Annotated in this window: 15 protein-coding genes and 1 pseudogene; 1 reads left to right on the top strand and 15 read right to left on the bottom strand. The window is 41.7% G+C overall.

The features are described from left to right. Window positions 1-23: 23 nt before the first annotated feature. From pnp to ACXYSK_RS00485, 10 genes and pseudogenes are all read right to left on the bottom strand, one after another. Complete coding sequence (pnp, locus tag ACXYSK_RS00530; RefSeq protein ID WP_458624669.1) at window positions 24-2,252, bottom strand: polyribonucleotide nucleotidyltransferase; 2,229 nt, start codon at window positions 2,250-2,252, stop codon at window positions 24-26. 361 nt (window positions 2,253-2,613) lie between these two features. Further along, window positions 2,614-3,474, bottom strand: coding sequence for a methylenetetrahydrofolate reductase [NAD(P)H] (metF, locus tag ACXYSK_RS00525; protein ID WP_458624668.1), 861 nt, complete (start codon window positions 3,472-3,474; stop codon window positions 2,614-2,616). 62 nt (window positions 3,475-3,536) lie between these two features. After that, the gene (gene metE, locus ACXYSK_RS00520; protein WP_458624667.1) at window positions 3,537-5,783 is read right to left on the bottom strand and encodes a 5-methyltetrahydropteroyltriglutamate--homocysteine S-methyltransferase; all 2,247 of its coding nucleotides are present in this window, start codon (window positions 5,781-5,783) and stop codon (window positions 3,537-3,539) included. 259 nt (window positions 5,784-6,042) lie between these two features. After that, on the bottom strand, window positions 6,043-6,336 hold the full coding sequence (locus ACXYSK_RS00515; protein WP_049508415.1) for a helix-turn-helix domain-containing protein: 294 nt from the start codon (window positions 6,334-6,336) through the stop codon (window positions 6,043-6,045). Beyond that, a complete protein-coding gene (locus ACXYSK_RS00510; protein ID WP_000556946.1) occupies window positions 6,326-6,691 on the bottom strand; it encodes a type II toxin-antitoxin system RelE/ParE family toxin in 366 nt (121 codons plus the stop codon). Before ACXYSK_RS00510 ends, ACXYSK_RS00515 begins: the two co-directional genes overlap by 11 nt. A gap of 155 nt (window positions 6,692-6,846) precedes the next feature. Next, window positions 6,847-7,212: pseudogene (locus ACXYSK_RS00505) on the bottom strand (TIGR02328 family protein). Further along, window positions 7,196-7,600 (bottom strand): YbgA family protein, encoded by a 405-nt coding sequence (locus tag ACXYSK_RS00500; protein WP_458625395.1) that lies wholly within the window; start codon window positions 7,598-7,600, stop codon window positions 7,196-7,198. The pseudogene ACXYSK_RS00505 and the gene ACXYSK_RS00500 overlap by 17 nt, the downstream one beginning before the upstream one ends. Before the next feature lie 53 nt (window positions 7,601-7,653). After that, entirely contained in the window at window positions 7,654-9,384 is a 1,731-nt protein-coding gene (locus ACXYSK_RS00495; protein WP_458624666.1) for a DUF2075 domain-containing protein, read from the bottom strand. Between the two features lie 15 nt (window positions 9,385-9,399). Beyond that, window positions 9,400-9,729 (bottom strand): nucleotide pyrophosphohydrolase, encoded by a 330-nt coding sequence (locus ACXYSK_RS00490; RefSeq protein WP_254726892.1) that lies wholly within the window; start codon window positions 9,727-9,729, stop codon window positions 9,400-9,402. A gap of 52 nt (window positions 9,730-9,781) precedes the next feature. After that, window positions 9,782-12,427, bottom strand: a complete 2,646-nt coding sequence (locus tag ACXYSK_RS00485) for a DEAD/DEAH box helicase family protein (protein ID WP_458624665.1) — start codon at window positions 12,425-12,427, stop codon at window positions 9,782-9,784. Window positions 12,428-12,563: 136 nt separating this feature from the next. On the opposite strand from ACXYSK_RS00485, the gene ACXYSK_RS00480 reads away from it, so the two are divergent. Further along, on the top strand, window positions 12,564-13,184 hold the full coding sequence (locus ACXYSK_RS00480) for a TVP38/TMEM64 family protein (protein WP_458624664.1): 621 nt from the start codon (window positions 12,564-12,566) through the stop codon (window positions 13,182-13,184). A gap of 41 nt (window positions 13,185-13,225) precedes the next feature. Here the strand turns inward: ACXYSK_RS00480 and ACXYSK_RS00475 are convergent, their stop codons facing one another. From ACXYSK_RS00475 to ACXYSK_RS00455, 5 genes are all read right to left on the bottom strand, one after another. Next, a complete protein-coding gene (locus ACXYSK_RS00475; protein ID WP_458624663.1) occupies window positions 13,226-14,380 on the bottom strand; it encodes an MFS transporter in 1,155 nt (384 codons plus the stop codon). Window positions 14,381-14,553: 173 nt separating this feature from the next. After that, complete coding sequence (gene ftsX / locus ACXYSK_RS00470; protein WP_458624662.1) at window positions 14,554-15,480, bottom strand: permease-like cell division protein FtsX; 927 nt, start codon at window positions 15,478-15,480, stop codon at window positions 14,554-14,556. Beyond that, entirely contained in the window at window positions 15,473-16,165 is a 693-nt protein-coding gene (ftsE, locus tag ACXYSK_RS00465; RefSeq protein ID WP_004251332.1) for a cell division ATP-binding protein FtsE, read from the bottom strand. The genes ftsX and ftsE overlap by 8 nt, the downstream gene beginning before the upstream one ends. Window positions 16,166-16,180: 15 nt before the next feature. Beyond that, window positions 16,181-17,276 (bottom strand): peptide chain release factor 2 gene (gene prfB, locus ACXYSK_RS00460; RefSeq protein WP_100249482.1). Its coding sequence is split into 2 segments (ribosomal slippage): window positions 16,181-17,203 and window positions 17,205-17,276, totalling 1,095 coding nucleotides; the frame shifts between segments, so codons are not numbered across the junction. 179 nt (window positions 17,277-17,455) lie between these two features. Further along, window positions 17,456-18,715 carry a TRZ/ATZ family protein gene (locus tag ACXYSK_RS00455; RefSeq protein WP_458624661.1) on the bottom strand — a complete coding sequence of 420 codons (1,260 nt, stop codon included), beginning with the start codon at window positions 18,713-18,715 and terminating at the stop codon, window positions 17,456-17,458. Window positions 18,716-18,790: the final 75 nt, after the last annotated feature.

Here is an 18,790-nt window from a genome sequence, read left to right as displayed (position 1 = left end):
CCGTTCTCCTTTCTTTTAAATGCTTATTCTTTCGTTGCTTCACCTGGATCTTTGGTAAAGTCTTTTCTAGGTTTATAATCTTTGTTGTGGTGACGAGGACGATCGCCATGACGATGACCCTTATCCCCTTTGTCTTCTGAATGTTCTGGTTTTGGAGGACGAGGAAGAAGTGCTTTCATAGAAGCATCGACACGACCTTTTTCATCGATCTTGATAATCTTAACATCGACTTCATCACCGATGGCTACCAAGTCTTCGACACGGTTAGTACGAGTCCAAGCCATTTCAGAGATGTGAACGAGGGCATCTGTCTTGTCAAAGAGGTTGACAAAGGCACCAAATTTCTCGATACGCACAACTTTGGCATGGTAGACTTCGTCCACTTTAGCTTCACGAACCAAACCAGCAATGATTTCTTTAGCACGGTTGATAGCATCTTGGTCGCTAGAGTAGATAGACACATTTCCTTCTTCGTCGATATCAATCTTAACGCCTGTTTCAGCGATAATCTTATCGATGGTTTCTCCACCTTTACCGATGACAATCTTAATCTTGTCCACATCAATCTTGATAGTATCAATTTTCGGTGCAGTTGGAGCCAATTCTGGACGAACTTCTGGAATCGTTGCTTCAATCACGTCAAGGATTTCAAAACGAGCTTTCTTGGCTTGAGCAAGAGCCTCAGTCAAGATTTCTGCAGTGATCCCTTGGATCTTGATATCCATTTGAAGGGCTGTAATCCCATCACGAGTTCCTGCAACCTTGAAGTCCATATCTCCAAAGTGGTCTTCCAAACCTTGGATATCTGTCAATACGGTGTAGTTGTTTCCATCTGAGATGAGACCCATGGCAATACCTGCTACTGGGGCCTTGATTGGCACACCACCAGCCATAAGGGCAAGTGTTCCCGCACAAATAGATGCTTGAGATGAAGAACCGTTTGATTCCAAGACTTCTGCTACCAAACGAATCGCATATGGGAATTCTTCCAAGCTTGGCAATACTTGAGCAAGAGCACGCTCACCAAGAGCACCGTGACCAATTTCACGACGACCAGGCGCACCGTAACGACCAGTTTCACCAACAGAGTATTGTGGGAAGTTATAGTGGTGCATAAAGCGTTTCTTGTACTCTGGATCCAAACCATCGATGATTTGCGTTTCACCCATTGGCGCCAAAGTCAAGATAGAAAGAGCCTGAGTTTGTCCACGAGTGAAGAGACCTGAACCGTGTACACGAGGAAGGAAGTCAACAACCGCATCCAAAGGACGGATTTCATCGACCTTACGGCCGTCAGGACGAACCTTGTCTTCTGTGATCAAACGGCGTACTTCTGCGTGTTCCATTTGTTCCAAGATTTCAGCTACATCACGCATGATACGGTCAAATTCTTCGTGGTCTGCATATTTTTCTTCGTAAACTGCTGTGACTTGGTCTTTCACTGCTTGAGTTGCAGCTTCACGCGCCAATTTTTCTTCAACTTGAACAGCTTTTTGAAGATCGCTGTTGTAGGCTGCAATGATTTCAGCTTGCAATTCAGCATCCACATGAAGCAATTCTACTTCTGCTTTTTCTTTACCGACTGCCGCAACGATTTCTTCTTGGAAGGCAATCAATTCTTTAACGGCTTCGTGTCCTTTGAGAAGAGCTTCCAACATGATTTCTTCTGACAATTCTTTGGCACCAGACTCTACCATGTTGATAGCGTGCTTGGTACCAGCTACTGTCAATTCAAGAAGCGATTGCTCTGCTTGTTCTTGAGTAGGGTTGATGATGATTTCTCCATCAACATAGCCTACTTGAACCCCAGCGATTGGTCCGTCAAATGGAATATCTGAGATAGAAAGTGCCAAGGATGAACCAAACATAGCTGCCATTGGTGCAGATGCATTTTCATCGTAAGAAAGGACAGTGTTGATGACTTGCACTTCGTTACGGAAACCTTCCGCAAACATTGGACGGATTGGGCGGTCAATCAAGCGCGCTGTCAAGGTCGCATCTGTTGAAGGACGTCCTTCACGTTTCATAAAGCCACCAGGAAATTTCCCAGCTGCATACATTTTTTCTTCGTAGTTGACTTGAAGTTGGAAGAAATCCCCAGTTGCCATCTTCTTAGACATAACGGCAGCAGTCAAGACAGTTGACTCACCATAACGCACGACAACAGAGCCATTTGCTTGCTTAGCAACCTGACCAGTTTCTACGATCAACTCACGACCCGCAAAAGTCGTTTGAAACACTTGTTTTGTCATTGTAATCCCCTTTGGATTGATAAAATTATACGCCTTGCCTACAAAAATCAGGATACAAAGAGCGTTAAGAATCCCGTATGAAAATAGGAGATTGACGCAGTGTGCGATGCACACCAGGAAATCTATCTTTTTCACTAGGGATTTAGCCCGTGTTCAACTCCGAAATTATTTTAGATCTGATTCTTTAACTTACATCTCTTTGACATAAGATTAAGACTGCTTAAATATCGTTTATACCCTCATCTTTGTATCAAGTACGTACAGAGTCTATTTTATCATATTTTTCTTAAAAAGTACGGTCTTTTCTATCAAAAAGGAACCATTCCTCTATGAAAAGAAGAATGGTTTGCTTTTGTTTATTTTAAGATTGGTGATTGAACAAGGCATGGGTTGCTTGGTGGATGTACTGAGCTGTGTCTGCATTGTTCATAGTGTAGAGATGTACTCCTGCTACATCTTGCGTTACCAAGTCCACGATTTGGTCTACGGCATAGGCAAGTCCTGCCGCTCTGAGTGACTCGGGGTCATTCTCATACTTGTCCAAGATAGCCTTAAACTTACGTGGAAGATGGATATTCTCGCAAGTCTTCAAGAGACGAAGCGCTTGGTTACGATTGAGGATTGGCATGATACCAGCATGAATAGGAACATCAATCCCAGCCAAGGTACATTTATCTTGGAAATCGTAGAAACGCTCGTTGTCAAAGAAAAGCTGAGTGACAAGACTTGAACAGCCTGCATCTACTTTTTTCTTGAGATTTTGAATATCTGAGATTTGGTTTGGCGAATCAGGGTGTCCTTCTGGATAACAAGCACCAATAATTTCAAAGTGCGGTGCCTGTTCATTGATAAACTCAATCAAGTCTGTGGCGTAACGAAAATCCTTTTGTGGCTCCACATCCGGAATAATATCTCCACGCAAAGCCAAGATTTTCTGAACCCCAACCTTATCCAAATCTGCAATAGTCTCAGCCACCTTATCCTTGGTCAGATAGATAGCTGGCAAGTGAGCAATGGTCGGAATCTCCAAGTCATTTTGGATATAGTCTGCCAAACGAACCGTCGTCTCTTTGATATTAAATTTATTATTGCTGGCAGTCACACTGATAAAGTGTGGTGCCAAGCCCTGCATATCTTTTAGGGCTGCAATAATTTTGTCATTGCCTACTGCTGGGTTTGGAGGGAAAACTTCAAATGAGAGGGACGGTGTTTGACGTGACATATTTATGAACCTTTTCTAGTTGATTTCTTACTGATCAACCGTGTAGGGAGAACTGTCTTTTCTTACAATTTCTCACGCGCAGCTTTGGCAGCTTCTACAAGGCGGATCAAGCTTTCTTTCGTTTCTGGAATACCACGTGTTTTCAAACCACAGTCAGGGTTGATCCAAACTTTCTTGCTTGGAACTTTAGCAAGGATAGCTTCGATTGTGTGGTCGATTTCGCCTTCATTAGGCACACGAGGTGAGTGGATATCGTAAACCCCAGGTCCAACTTCTGTTTGGAAGTTTTTCGCTTTGAGTTCGTCCAAGATTTCAAGGTTTGAACGGCTAGCCTCAAATGAGATAACGTCTGCATCCATGTTGTCGATAGCTGGGATGATATCTGTAAATTCTGAGTAACACATATGAGTGTGGATTTGTGTGTCTGGTGCTACTGTTGAGTGTACCAAACGGAAGGCTGGAATAGCCCAGTCAAGGTAGTCTTCGTACCAGTCGCTACGACGAAGTGGCAATTTCTCACGAAGAGCAGCCTCGTCGATTTGGATGATTTTCACACCTGCAGCTTCAAGGTCAAGAACTTCATCCTTGATAGCAAGAGCAATTTGAAGAGTAGAATCCTTGATAGAGATGTCTTCACGTGGGAATGACCAGTTAAGAATTGTAACAGGTCCAGTCAACATACCTTTAACAGGTTTGTCCGTACGGCTTTGTGCGTAGCTAGACCATTTCACAGTGATAGGGTTGAGACGAGTCACATCACCCCAGATGATTGGTGGTTTAACCGCACGCATACCGTATGATTGTACCCAACCGTTCTTAGAGAAGAGGTAACCTGACAAGTTTTGACCGAAGTACTCAACCATGTCGTTACGCTCGAATTCACCGTGTACAAGCACGTCAAATCCAACTTCCTCTTGCCATTTGATCCATTCGTCGATAGTCTCAGCAAGGAAGGCATCGTATTCTTCTTGTGACAATTCACCCTTACGGAAGGCCAAACGTTTAGCACGTACTTCCTTAGTTTGAGGGAATGAACCGATGGTAGTTGTTGGAAGAGCTGGAAGTTTGAAAGCTTCTTCTTGGATTGCTTCACGTTCTGCAAAGGCTGGCAAACGAGTGTAGTCTGCGTCAGTCAATCCAGCGATACGAGCACGAAGTTCCGCATTTTCACCAACACGTTCAGTCGCAAAGAGTTCTTTGTTTGCTGCAAGAGCCTCTGCACCTTGACCATTGAGGATAGCATCCAAGTCACGGATCTCATCCAATTTTTCAACTGCAAATGCAAAGTGGTTCAAGATAGCTGGTTCAAATTCTTCATTAGCAGTTGTAAATGGCACATGAAGAAGTGAGCATGAGCTTGTCAAAACGATATTTTCAGCTGGGATTTGCTCAAGAACAGCCAAGCTCTTTTCGTAGTTGTTGCGCCAGATGTTCTTACCATTGACGATACCTGCATAAAGAGTCTTGTCAGCTGGGAAACCACCTTTAACGAGTTCAAGAGTTTTCTTACCTTCAACAAAGTCAAGACCGATCGCATCTACTGGCAATTTCACAAGGTCAGCGTAAACGTCACGAACGTCTCCAAAGTAAGTTTGAAGCAAGACTTCAAGACCTTTCTTGTCAGCTAAGAGTTTGTTGTAGATGTTCAAGAATAGGGCTTTTTCTTCTGTCAAGTCTTTGACAAGAGCAGCTTCATCGAGTTGGATACGAGTTGCACCAAGTTCAGCCAATTTCGCAAAAACATCTTGGTAAGCAGCTACTAAGCTATCTACGAAGTCTTCTGCTTTCACGCCTTCTTCATAGTCTGATAATTGAAGGAACGTGAATGGACCTACAAGGACAGGACGAGTGTTAAGACCCAATTCTTTAGCTTCTTGGAACTCATCAAAGATCTTGTGACCAGCCAATTTTACTTGAGTGTCTTTTTCAAATTTAGGAACGATATAGTGGTAGTTAGTGTTAAACCATTTTTTCATCGGAAGGGCACGAACATCCCCTTTTTCACCTTGGTAACCACGAGCCAAAGCAAAGTAGCGCTCAAGTTCTGATAATTCCAAGTTTTGAACAGATGCAGGAACTACGTTGAAAAGGAAGGCAGCATCTAGGAAGTTGTCATAGTGAGAAAAGTCATTTGATGGGATTTCAGTGATGCCTTTTTCTTTTACAATGTTCCAGTGTTTAGCACGTAATTCTTTAGCCGCAGCCAAGAGTTCTTCTTCTGAGATTTCTTTTCTAAAGTATTTTTCAGTTGTAAATTTTAATTCGCGGAATTCACCTAAACGAGGGAAACCGATAATTGTAGTTGACATGTTTTGTCCTCCAAAAATTGTTGTTGAAACTATCTTAACAGAAAAGAAAGCGTCTGTATAATTGTAAAAAATTAGGCTTTGATATAGTTTGAAACTATATCGTTGTTTGAAGTACAAAAAAAGATTTGGAAAAGATTCCCCAAATCCTTTGGTAAATATAGATTGATAGCCTTTTAAGGATGCTACATTTATTGTAAAATTCCAGTAATCTGAAAGCTGACTATGGCTTGCTATTAGAAAAGACTATAGGCACTGATTCTCAACTATTTTCCTGTTCAAGTGGGACGACTGCTAGTGTCTTGCCTAAACTGGCAAGAACTTTTAAGACGGTATCTAACTGAGGACTGGTCTTGCCAGTTTCCATCCTGGCTATGACAGGCTGGCTCACTCCACTGAGTTCTTCTAGTTTTTTCTGACTGATACCTTGCTCACGTCTAGCCTCGATTAATTCACTCATGATAGCTACTCGCATATCACTTTCAAGAATTTCCTCCTTGGTAAAGAGTTGAGACCGAACATCCTTCCAGTTACTCCCAATGGCACTATTTTTCATCACTTACTCCTCTTTCTTTTAAGTCCTTCAGTTCACGCTTGGCTTTTTCAATCTCTCTCCTAGGGGTCTTTTGAGTCTTTTTGACAAAATGATGTAAAAGAACAAAACTCCCATCAAGCCAAGCTACAAATAAAATCCTATCCCTAAGAGGTCTTAATTCCCATATCTCATCTTCCAAATGTTTCATATAGGGTTCACCAGCTCTAGTCCCATGCTGACTAAGCAACTCAATATAGTCGTTTAGTTTATTGAGTTTTATGCGACTATCTTTACTTTTACGACTAGCCAGTTCTCTCATATAATCCAAGACTGGCTCATTTCCATTTTTGTCCTTATAGAAGTAAATTGTGTGCACCAAGCAACCTCTTTTCAATTAAATTATAACTTAAAAGTTATTAAAAGTAAATCCAAATACTTATAAAAAGAAGACCTTAGAATCATTCTAAAGGTCTCATTTTTATTATTCGAAAAAATACGAAAAGAGTTCTAAATTAGAGTTAATCCTAACTCTTACTCTAGCTCTATCCCCTTGTCTCGAAGATTAGCCAGACACTCTTCATAGTAGGTAGCATCATGTTCGCTATAGATAGGACTATTCAGCTTTTCCTCTGCTAAGTCTTCATAGGAAGGACAGGTCTTGCCACGGTAGTTCTTATCCAATCACTCTGGACTGACATTGTAGCCACGGCTAGCCATCTCCTCCATGATCAAACGATGATAGGCATAGAGACGATAGGGCGAGTGGGTAAAGACATAGTCAACCGTCGCATGCTTTCTGCCCCAGCCATTGCCACGCAGGGCGCAGCACTCTCGATGTTGTCCCAAGAGCTGCGGACGGGGAAGTTGTGAAATCAAAGCCTCATGCCAAAGTCTCATGGGAGTCTCCTTTCAGCAAGGTCGAATCTTGCAGATAAGCATTTGGGTAACGCTCAAGCAAATCTCTAGTCCTAGCAATCAAGTCTTGCTTGGAAGCCTGACCAAAGCGGTAGCGATCCAGCAAGAGCATATAGTCTTTGCGCTCGTCAAGGCTAGCTTGCTTTTTAAAATAGCCCCAAATATGCTGGAAGGCATTGCAAACCTGACCCCTGTGCTCTGGAATCTGGCAGGCACGGTCAATCATCTCCTGAACCTGACTTAGCTCCACCACTTCTTGCTTGAGATACTGGCGAATGTCCTTGTAAATATTGCTGGAATGGCTCAAAACAAGGTATTTGTTTTCCGCCCAGAGTTGCTGACAAAGGGCACGTTGGTTGTTGTTATTCATAATTGACATTATACTATGTTTGAGTCAAAAACATTATTTCTTACATTATGTACTTATAAAATTGCCTCTTTTAAAGCTTCTTGAAGTTCTTCATCTACTGCGTATATATAAAGTCCATTTACTCCTCTAGTTAATAAAACATTTAATTCATTTTTCAAAAGATCTTCACCAAAGTTCTTCATTTCACCATTTTCGAGTTTTCTATTTTGAACCGCACCTTTATTTTTACTTTCAGAAATATCAAACATGATTTTACCATTTCTGTATTTAACTGATGGACCAATAATTACCCCAGCGTAATTCAAATCAAAACCTTGCACTGTAAAGGTCGAACCAACTTCATTAATAGTTTGTGGTTGCTCAATCCAAGATAGTTTCGAGGATTTTTTATCTCTAGGTAATTCTCTGTTCCACGGGCATGACCAATCATCTATTTCCACACACCAATAATCTTTATCTTTAGGTTTAGATTGACTACTATATTCCCAATCATAAGTTGCTGTCAATCTAGAAATCCCTAAATGTTGATTCTTGTCTTTTAATTTAATAGCATCCTGTAATTCCTTCGGAGAATTAAATATTTGTATATCATAGTTCTTGTCTTCTTTTAATTTGGTAATTTCTCTTTTATCAATGATATTTCTAATCCAACTAATTGTTGATTCACTAGCTTTTATACGCATTTGATTATTTAATTCAATTAAATTACCAGAAACCATTGCTTGATGTTGTAAAGTCAAAAATGAATCATCTACCCATATTTGGGATTTATTCATTATTTGATTATCATCATAAACTAGAACGACTACTTTAGATTTTGAAAGAATATCCTTTAAATGATTACCACCTTGATAAGCTTGATTTTTTGCTGTTAAAAGTAAGTGTCCTTCGTCAATAACGACTACACCAGCATCTACATTTTGTTTTTTCAATGCATTTAAAAACTGGGTTGGTTTCATAGCAACATCAAGAGTTGAGCCACTTTTCCACTCAAGTTTTTTCTCAATTTCTTTATAGACACTTAATTGGTCGTCATGATTGACAACTAGATTTATTGCATTATTTTCTCTTATAAATTCTGTATCGTCAGAATTCAATAAATCATCAATTAAAGAACTCATTAGTACCGTTTTACCAGCACCAGCTTCTCCTTTAACCAAGATTAAAGTTCCAAACTCGCTCTTACTCAGTGCTGAAGTAATTTTAAAAATGATTTCATTTTTTGCTTTTATTTGCTCATTGGTTAATTTATGGAAAGGAGAAGATTTAAAAATTGCGGAATTTCTAACAATACTTTCAGCTGGAAACAAATACTGATTTTTCTTATTTAATGAACGCCAAATCTTGGTAAAAATTTCATCAATCTCATTAGAAGTATAATATTTATTTTGAGGATTTCCTCGCCTATTTTGAATACTTGAAACCTTATCAACACTTGACAAATACAACATTAGTCTATTCTCTATATCAAGTGTCAAAGACTTATTAAAGTGACGATGACCTATAACAAACATTTTAGTGGTATTCGATTTTGAAAATTTCATCCAATCTTCTCTGATTTCACCTAAATGTTGATTTGTACGACGTACAATATCTGTGGTTTCACCTACATAAACACTATATCCATCTGAATTTTTATCATTTACGATATACAGAGTTGGATATTCAAATAAAAGCATCTTGTTTTCATCACGAAAACTGATTTTTAAAGTTTCCTGTAAAGTGTCTAATGAGCCACTTTCATATTTTACTTCTTCAATTACTGGTTTAGATATTTTACTCATATTAGTTACTTAACACTAGAATTCAGTATATTTTTTATTCGTTCCTTTACTACGAGAAACTGGATATTTTTCATTATTTTTTTCTAATTTCTCTTCAATTATATTGTCTATATTCAAATCTAAATTATCAGCTAACATCATTGAGTATATTAGTACATCTGCTAACTCTTCTTTAATTCTTTCAAGAGATTTGGCTGTAACTTCTTCAGGTTGTTTCCATTGGAACAATTCCAAAAGTTCACTTGCTTCTATCGAAATTGAAATCGCTAAATCTTTTTCGTTATGAAATTTTCTCCAATCTCTATCATCTCGAAATTTATTTATTTTATCAATGGTTGATTGCATATTCACTCTCCACAATCTGTTAATCTTAATTATTTACTATTATATCATATTCCTACTTCAAAGCACTTTTGACCTTTTTCTTGGTGATGATGCGGTCGTTTTTGTTGGCTAGGGATTTGAGTCTGGCTTCGAGCAGGATTTTTCTGCCTGCTTCGTTGCGGGTATAGACGAGTTGGTAGTTGCCTATGTTTGGTGCGACGGCATTTTGGAAGAGCTGGGCATCTTCCTTGCGTTTTTCAAAGAGACTAGGGACTACGAAATATTTGGATTGGCCGGCTGGTGCTTTTTTAGCGACTAAGAGGTAGCGTTGATTGTCCACTGGCGCAAAGAATTCTCCTAAAACCCTCGAAAAGAGTTCCTTGTCTCGCATGCTTCCACCTTTTAGATAGGCAAAGACGTTAAAACTTTCCTTGTCCTCATCGACCTGCACGCGCGACTGGTTATCTGACAAATGCCCTGCAGTCACCATGACCTTGCGAATAGCTTCACCGATTTGGCGCAAGCGTTTATAAGGACTCTTGTAGTTATAATAACGAAAGGCTGTGATAGCTAGAAAGAGAACACAAAGAGCGGTCAGCCATGGCAAGGTAAAGAAGGTTAGTCTAAAGACATAGGTTAGGAGACTAATGGCAAAGACCATCAATGCATAGCGAAGCCACTTTTCAGCATCCGCTAGGGCAAGCAGAGGAATTCGTTTACTGTCGGTCGCAACTTCATTAACAATCTCAATCTTATCCGCAACGATGAGAGATTCCTGCCATTTTTTACTAAGAGAGGCGCGATCCTTGGATAGTTCCTTGATCTTCTCGTTGTAGTCTTCGAGTTTCTTTTTCTTAAATGGGAACTCAGGAAAGTTCAAGCGATCCAGACCTGTTTCAATGGTATCTTCCTTATAGGACAAGCCAAGGAAATGGTCCATTCGACGGGCAAGGGTTTGTAGGTCCTGATATGGATTGAGGTCTTGTTCTTCTTGATTTTCATTTGAAAAGGCTGGGTTTTTGTACGGTTTGATGGCTACTAGATGCCAGATATTGCTGGTCTTATCTGGATGTCCTGGCCAGATACGGATAGCACGGCCTCGCATCTGATTACTCAGCATAAAGCTTCCGACAAAACTTCCTAGGATGAGAGAGTTGACACAAGGCGCATCCCACCCTTCTCCCAAGAGTGACTTAGTGCCGACCAAGACCTGGATAGAACCACGTTGGAAGAGCTCAGTCACTGCTGCGACCATCCCCTTAAAGCTAGATGGAAATCCTACTTGGAGATAGGCGCCTTGGTCGAGTTTTCCGATGGCAGAGAAGGTCAAGCTAGTATTTGGGATGAGCGCTTCGAGTTCTTCCTTGACACTGGCCGGTATGATAACGACACTACCGGAAAGGACTGCTATGGGGACAGAAAGACCTTGTTTTTGCGCACTTCGGCGAATGGTTTCAAAGTAAGGGAGGACACCTAATTGCGTGATTGGCGCTTGGTCATCTCCCAGATAACTGGCAAAATCCTTGCGGATATAGTCCGCTAAGACTAACTGTCTCAAGTCCTGACCTAGACTGGCATACTCGGTTTCAAAGATAGATGCGATGCCAGCCAGTTTTCCTAGAGATTGGTTGAGGATTTGGTCATTGGCCTTTGATTTTACCAAGAAGACCTGACGTTTTTCAATCAGTCCTCTTGATTTCAGTTCTGCTTCTATCTTTTTCTTTGTTTCCTCCGGATCCTCATACCAATCAGGTGTCTGATAGAGAAGGCCTTGCAAGAGGACTTCGAGCCAGTAGTAATTAAGAGCAGGCAAGCCTTCCGCCCCCAGTAAATCTCGTAAGTGCTTAGGAATTTCCAGTTTTTGAGACTGTAGATATATGAGGAGCGCTGAGAGATACTTGGGATCTTCTAGGAGCATATCCGCAGAGATTTCCCCTTTGAGAACCTTGGAACTCCGAATCAACTCTTGGAAGTCAGGATCAACGACTAGTTGGCTGACATATTGCCACTTGGTGTCCTCAAATTCTTCCAGGCGCTTGTCTTCTTCCTTGGTCGGAAAACAGATATAGACAAAGTCCTGGTGAGGGCAGAGGGTGTCTTCCTTGACCAGTTCTGGCACCGTGATTTCTTGGTCGATCTCACCACACATCTGGAGATAGCGATCCCAGAGTTCTGGTTCACTGTCATAAGGTGGTGTCGCAGTGAGAGAGATGACTTGCAGTTGTTGGTAATTTTTACGGAAGTCTTCTAGGCTTTTCCACCATTCATTTCTCAAGTGATGGCATTCGTCCAGGCAGAGGGTTTCGACGCCTTTTTCCTTGAGTCTAGCAAGCAGGTCAAAGCCGACAAAGTCCTCAACCTCGCCATTATCTTCTTGAGATTGTAGCTGTTGCATAGCGCTGTGAAAGGCTTGATAGGTGGCGATGGTGATTTGCTTCATGTCCTTGAGATTTTGAGACACGAGACTTGTGACCTGGTTCTCATCCTCTAAAAAGGCCTGGCGAATCCTATCCACCCATTGTTCCCGGATGGTCACCGTCGGTACCAAAACCAGGGCAGGCTTATCAAAGCGAGCAATCAACTCGATTCCTATGGTTGTTTTACCAGAACCTGGCGCTGCCACCAAGTGGACATGGCCATCTGCTTGGTATTCCTGAAAGTTGTCCAAGACTTGTTTTTGGTAGTTGCGCCAAGTGCCATTAAACTTCAATCCTAACATGATTTTCCTCATTCTAAGCTATCATTTTCTTATTCCCATTTTACCATACTTGAGGCAAAGTCACACGAAGTATCCCATGTAGTCTTTCTCCCTAAAATATGGTATAGTAGAATCATACTACACAAGAGGAGTTTACATGTCACACGAGAAAGAAATGAAAGCTGTTTCTCCCCTTCTACAGCAAGCAATCAATATTTCATCCATCGTCGGTGGAGTTGGTACTTTAATATTCTGTATCTGGGCCTATCAGGCTGGAATTTTGCACTCCAAGGAAACCCTATCTGCCTTTATCCAACAGGCGGGTATCTGGGGGCCACCACTCTTTATCTTTTTACAGATTTTACAGACGGTTGTTCCTATCATTCCAGGTGCTCTGACCTCCGTTGCAGGTATCTTTATCTACGGTCACATCATCGGGACTATTTATAACTATATCGGTATTGTCATTGGTTGCGCCATTATCTTTTACCTGGTGCGTCTCTACGGAGCGCCCTTTGTCCAGTCTATGGTCAGCAAGCGCACCTATGACAAGTATATCGGTTGGCTGGATGAGGGCAATCGCTTTGACCGTTTCTTTATCTTTATGATGATTTCGCCAGTCAGTCCGGCTGACTTTCTCTGTATGTTGGCTGCTCTGACCAAGATGAGCTTCAAACGCTACATGACCATTATCATCTTGACCAAGCCTTTTACCCTGGTTGTTTATACCTATGGCTTGACCTATATCATTGATTACTTTTGGCAAATGGTTGGCTAATAGACAAAAAACTCAAGGATTCATCCTTGAGTTTTTCTTTGTTAAGCTTCTTTTTTCAATAAAAAGGAAACAAGCACAGATGTAGCAATCATCCATGTCCCTAGTATGATAAAGGTCATTCGACCATCCGTAGTTATGAAGCCAATCCCTGATAGCACAAATGATGTTAAAGATGCACCAGAAGAGCAACCCAAAACCGCATAGGAAGTCGCTTTGTTAAGGAGTTTTGCTGGGATTCGCTCAGATATCAACTGAAAGACTGTCGTCAGAGCGATGCTGTAGGCAAATCCTCCCAGGATAGAACCTGCAACCACCACCCAGAGTGATGGGGAAAGAGCAATGATGATTTGCCCAATACCGAAGGTAATACCAGCGACCAATAGAAGTTTCTCCTTGAAGGCAGAAATCAGGAAAGAAAAGCTGATTCCGGCTAAAATCCCAATCAACTGCATGGCACTAAGGACTAGACTGGATAACTGAGCATCTCCAAAGCCTGCCTCAATCATGAGACTAGGAATACGGAAGGTAATGGCCGTATTGGTACATACAATGACCGCAGCTGCAATGGCAAGGAAGAAAATGAGCTTTTTCATAGAAGCAGTCAATCTCACTGCTTCCTCTGTCTGATGCTTGGACTCATGAGTTTCTGCTTTTCCATAAGGGACAAAGAGAAGGAAGAGTACAAGAACCACTAGACCAGCTGCATAGGCTAGGAAGGTTGCTGTCCAGCCAAAGGCTAAGAGCTGACCGACTGCCAGCGTCAAGATAGAGGCTCCTACGACCTCAGCCGATCCACGAAAACCAAGCATTTGGATACGAGTTTTTCCGTGATAACGTTCACTGATGATAGAAATAGCCTTGGCGTTGAGCATCCCCACTCCAAGTCCAAATAGCAAGCGGGTCGCAAAGACAAAGTAATAGCCCTGATACCAGAAGGGAGCGATTCCGCTGATTGACAAGATCAAAAGTCCCAGAGTTAATTGGAGACGTTCAGGGAAAATACGCTCGAGAACTCCGTTCAGTAAAAGCATAGCCATAATTCCAAAGGATGGAAGGCTGACCAAGAGCTCGACCTGGCCTTTTGAGTAGCCCTGATAATAGTCAAACATGGCTGGCAGGGCACTCGAAATTGAAAACGATGTGATCAATACTAACGATAGGGAGAGTATACTCACTTTTTCCAAAAATTGTTTCATCTTTTCCTCATTCATTATTCATATTAGTAAAAAAGGTCCTTTCCTATCATACACTCTTTACCCAAAATTGGCAAGCGACTGAGCCCCAAGACCGAAAGAAAAAGCGGGGCATCAAGATCTGTGAAGTCTTGATGACATCCCACTTTTCTATGTGTTTTATCAAGTTCTTTGACTTAAATTTTCAAGAATCGACGCATTGAGATTCCTGAACCAAGTGAACCGATACAGATTCCGATGAGGAACAAGAGACCAATCATCACTGGAATAAAGATATCTGGTGTAATCAAAGATAGGTTTTGTCCAACCAAGGATGGGTTGACTGATTGGAATACTCGGTTATAGATAAAGTAAACCAGAACTGCTGGAAGAGCTGCTCCCAACAATCCGATAAAGGCACCTTCTAGCAAGAATGGGCCACGGATATAGCTGTTCTTAGCACCAACCAAACGCATGATTTGAATCTCACGACTACGTGAAATGATAGTGATACGGATGGTATTTGAAATCAAGAAGACTGCGATGAAGATCAAGAGTCCTGCGATGACCAATCCCCAAACACGGATGAAGGAAGCCAACTTGAAGAGACGTTCGGTATTGGCACCACCGTCTTGAACTTCAGAGACACCTTCGATTTTCTTAGCTTCTTCAGCTACTGGTTTTACATCACTTGGTGAATTAGTATCTACGATATAGGCATCATGAAGAGGGTTTGCATCTCCTTCAAACACCTTCCACTCGTCACCCATAGTTTCAGTCAGCTTTTGGTACTGTTCTTCTTTACTTGAGAAGGTTACATTTTTAACAGCTGGCAAGGCTTTGAGGGCATCGTAGACCTTGTGGTAGTCATTGTTCGTGACTGTTTGACCTTCTTTTACAATGGTTTGACTGTTGTCTTCAACGTCTTTACGAACATAAACCATGACGCGGACGTTGTTTTCGATATCAGTTGCCAATTTTGCAGTATTGAAAATAACTGACGCAAAAATAGCAACCAAGGTCAAGGTAATCATTACTGAACTGATGGCAGCAATGGTCATCCATCCATTACGCTTTAAACTTTTTAAAGCTTCGAATAGATGGCGGAAAAATCTACTAATCATCGTATCCGTACTCTCCTTTCGCTTCATCACGTACCACGCGACCATTTTCGATGGCAATAACGCGGTGGCGCAAGGTATTTACGATTTGGCTGTTGTGGGTCGCCATCAAAACAGTTGTCCCTTGAAGATTGATACGTTCCAAGAGGTTCATGATTTCCCATGAGTTATCTGGGTCCAAGTTACCTGTTGGTTCGTCGGCAATCAAAACCTTAGGATTGTTTACGATAGCACGCGCAATGGCGATACGTTGTTGCTCACCACCTGAAAGCTCATTTGGGAATGAACGAACCTTGTGTTTCAAACCGACAAGGTCCAAGACTTCCATAACACGTTTTTTGATGTTACGACGGCTTTCACCGACAACCTCCATTGCGTAGGCAATGTTCTCATAAACGGTTTTCTTTGGCAAAAGTTTGTAATCCTGAAAGACTACTCCGACATTTCTACGCAAGAACGGAATATCTTTCTTTTTGATCTTAACCAGGTTATAACCTGCAACTTGCAAGCTTCCTTTATCGATTTTGACCTCACGATACAAGGCACGGATAAAGGTTGATTTACCAGCACCTGAAGGTCCTACGATGTAGGCAAATTCTCCTGCATCGATATTTACAGTGATGCCACGTAGGGCTGTTGTCCCGTTGTCGTATTTTTTGACAACATCTCTCATTTCAATGATTGACATGTGACTTCCTTTCTTTTAACTAATACGCCATTTCAGATAAGCATCGATGAAACCATCTAGGTCTCCATCCATAACCTTATCTACTTGCGCTACTTCAAAGTTTGTACGATGGTCTTTCACCATTGTATAAGGCGTAAATACATAGGAGCGGATTTGGCTTCCCCATGTAATTTCCTTTTTCTCACCCTTGAGCGAGTCTACCTCAGCAGCTTTCTTTTCCTGCTCCATCTGGTAGAGTTTTGCCTGAAGCATCTTCATAGCACGGTCACGGTTTCCGTACTGAGTACGGTCGACGGTTGATGCTACGACGATCCCTGTCGGAATGTGAGTCAAGCGGACACCTGTTGAAACCTTGTTGACGTTTTGTCCACCTGCTCCACCTGAACGGAAGGTATCCATCTTGATATCATCCTCACGGATGTCAACTTCGATGGTATCATCCAATTCTGGCATAACTTCTACAGAAGTAAATGAGGTGTGGCGACGTTTAGCAGAGTCAAATGGTGAGATTCGGACCAAACGGTGAACTCCCATCTCTGACTTGAGAAGACCATAAGCATTTGGTCCTTCAAAAGACAAGGTTACTGACTTGATTCCTGCTTCATCACCTGCTTGGTAGTCCAAAACCTCAACCTTGAAGCCTTTGGCATTTCCATAGCGAGTATACATACGAAGGAGCATATCGCCCCAGTCTTGAGCCTCTGTTCCCCCTGAACCCGGATGGATTTCAAGGATAGCATTGTTGTGATCATAGGGTTCTGACAAGAGAAGGGTCATTTCGTAGCTAGTCATCATCTGATCTAACTCATCGAGTTTTTCGACCAACTCATCCTTAACGGATTCATCCTCTGCCAAAAAGTCCAGTAAAATCTCAACTTCATCCTGCAACTCATCCATCTTGTGGAAGGTATTATAGGTATTTTTAAGTTCGTTTAATTCTTGCGACGTTTTTTGGGCCGCAATATTATCGTTCCAAAAATCAGGTTCTGTCATTTTGTTTTCCAAAATGGCAATTTCTTCCTCTAAACCTTCGAGGTCAAAGAGACCCCCTGAAAGAAGCTAATTTTTCACGATTGGCGTCAATTTTTTGACGAATTTCTGAAATGTCCATACATACTCCTTTAATTGTATCGTTTTATTATACCACAATTTTTTTTATTTATCTAATCGGTGTTTCTCCAATTTATTATCAATATATTTCTGTAAGAGGTCTACTCGCCTGATTTCTAGCAAAATTTTAAAAACCTCACAAGAAATTTCCCATGAGATTTAGAGAATTTATACTACTTTTTACAAGTTAACTGTCAACACTTGACCGTCTTTCACGACTTGGTGACCAGCAATATAGACGTCAGCAACATCACTGGATTTGACAGCGTAGACAATGTGAGACAGCATGTTTTCTTGAGGTTGGAGATGGATTTTTCCTTGCGGTTGGATGACGAGAAAATCACCTTGCTTACCGACTTCTAGGCTACCAATTTCATCTTCCATTCCCAACACCTTAGCACCCTCGATGGTCAGTGCCTTGAGGGCTGTTTCGATTGGAAATTGACTGGCATCTCCACTCTTCATTTTCTGTAAAAGGGCTGCGGTGCGTCCTTCCTCAAACATATCAAGGTTGTTATTAGAAGCGACTGAGTCCGTTGCGATACCGACTGGCACTCCAGCTTGTTGAAGTTGAACAACTGGTGCAATACCTGAAGCTAGTTTGAGGTTACTGATAGGATTGTGGGCGATGGCAACTTGCGAATCTGCCAAGCGGGTAATTTCTGCTTCATTCAACTCCACACCATGGGCAAAGACAGCCTGATGATCTAAATAGCCAAGTTCATCTAGAAAGGCTATTGGACGTTTGCCATAACGCTTCAGGATAATTCCTGACTCTTCCTGTGTTTCTGCAACGTGGATATGAAGGGGAATGTCTTCTTCTTTTGCTAGCTCAAGACTTGCCTCCAGCAAATCTCGACTACAACTGTAGGGCGAATGCGGAGCCACCATCACCTTGAAATTGGGATCCTGATATCCTTTGATTGTCTCGATAACAGCACGCGTTCTGGCTATAGTCTCGTCTGTCGTCTCCACATCTGAAGAAAAGAGGGTTGGAGAAAAATAGCATCGCATCTTGGATGCCTTGAGCACCTCATAAATCTTCTCTATCTCCACTCCATTGGGATTGTACATATCGTTGAATGTTGTCATTCCTGACTGGAGCATCTCTGTTAGCGCCTCTTTGACAGCCTTTGTGGTCATCTCTGGTGTGAACTGAGCTTCTGCTGGCCAGATATAGTCATTGAGCCATTCGTGGAGATTGCTATCATCACGAATCCCTCTCAAGCCTGTCATGGCAGAGTGGGTGTGGCAGTTAACCAAGCCAGGCATAATCCAAGCACCCTGATAGTCTATGATTTGATCTGCTTGTTTGAGAATCTCTTGATTTTCCTGACCGACATAGACGATTTGGGATTCTTTAACAGCTAAAATCCCATCCAGATAAACGTGGAAATCTTGGTCACAAGTCACGATATTTACATGCTGAAAGACTTTCATCAATAGGCCCCTTTTCTAAATGGGAATTCATACTGGATAATTTTTCTAGCTATTGTAACAAAAAAGTCACCCGAA

It is taken from the genome of Streptococcus sp. V919, from assembly GCF_054353475.1.
The sequence above is the reverse complement of the archived record's forward strand: the minus strand, read 5'-3'. Positions and strand labels throughout refer to the sequence as shown.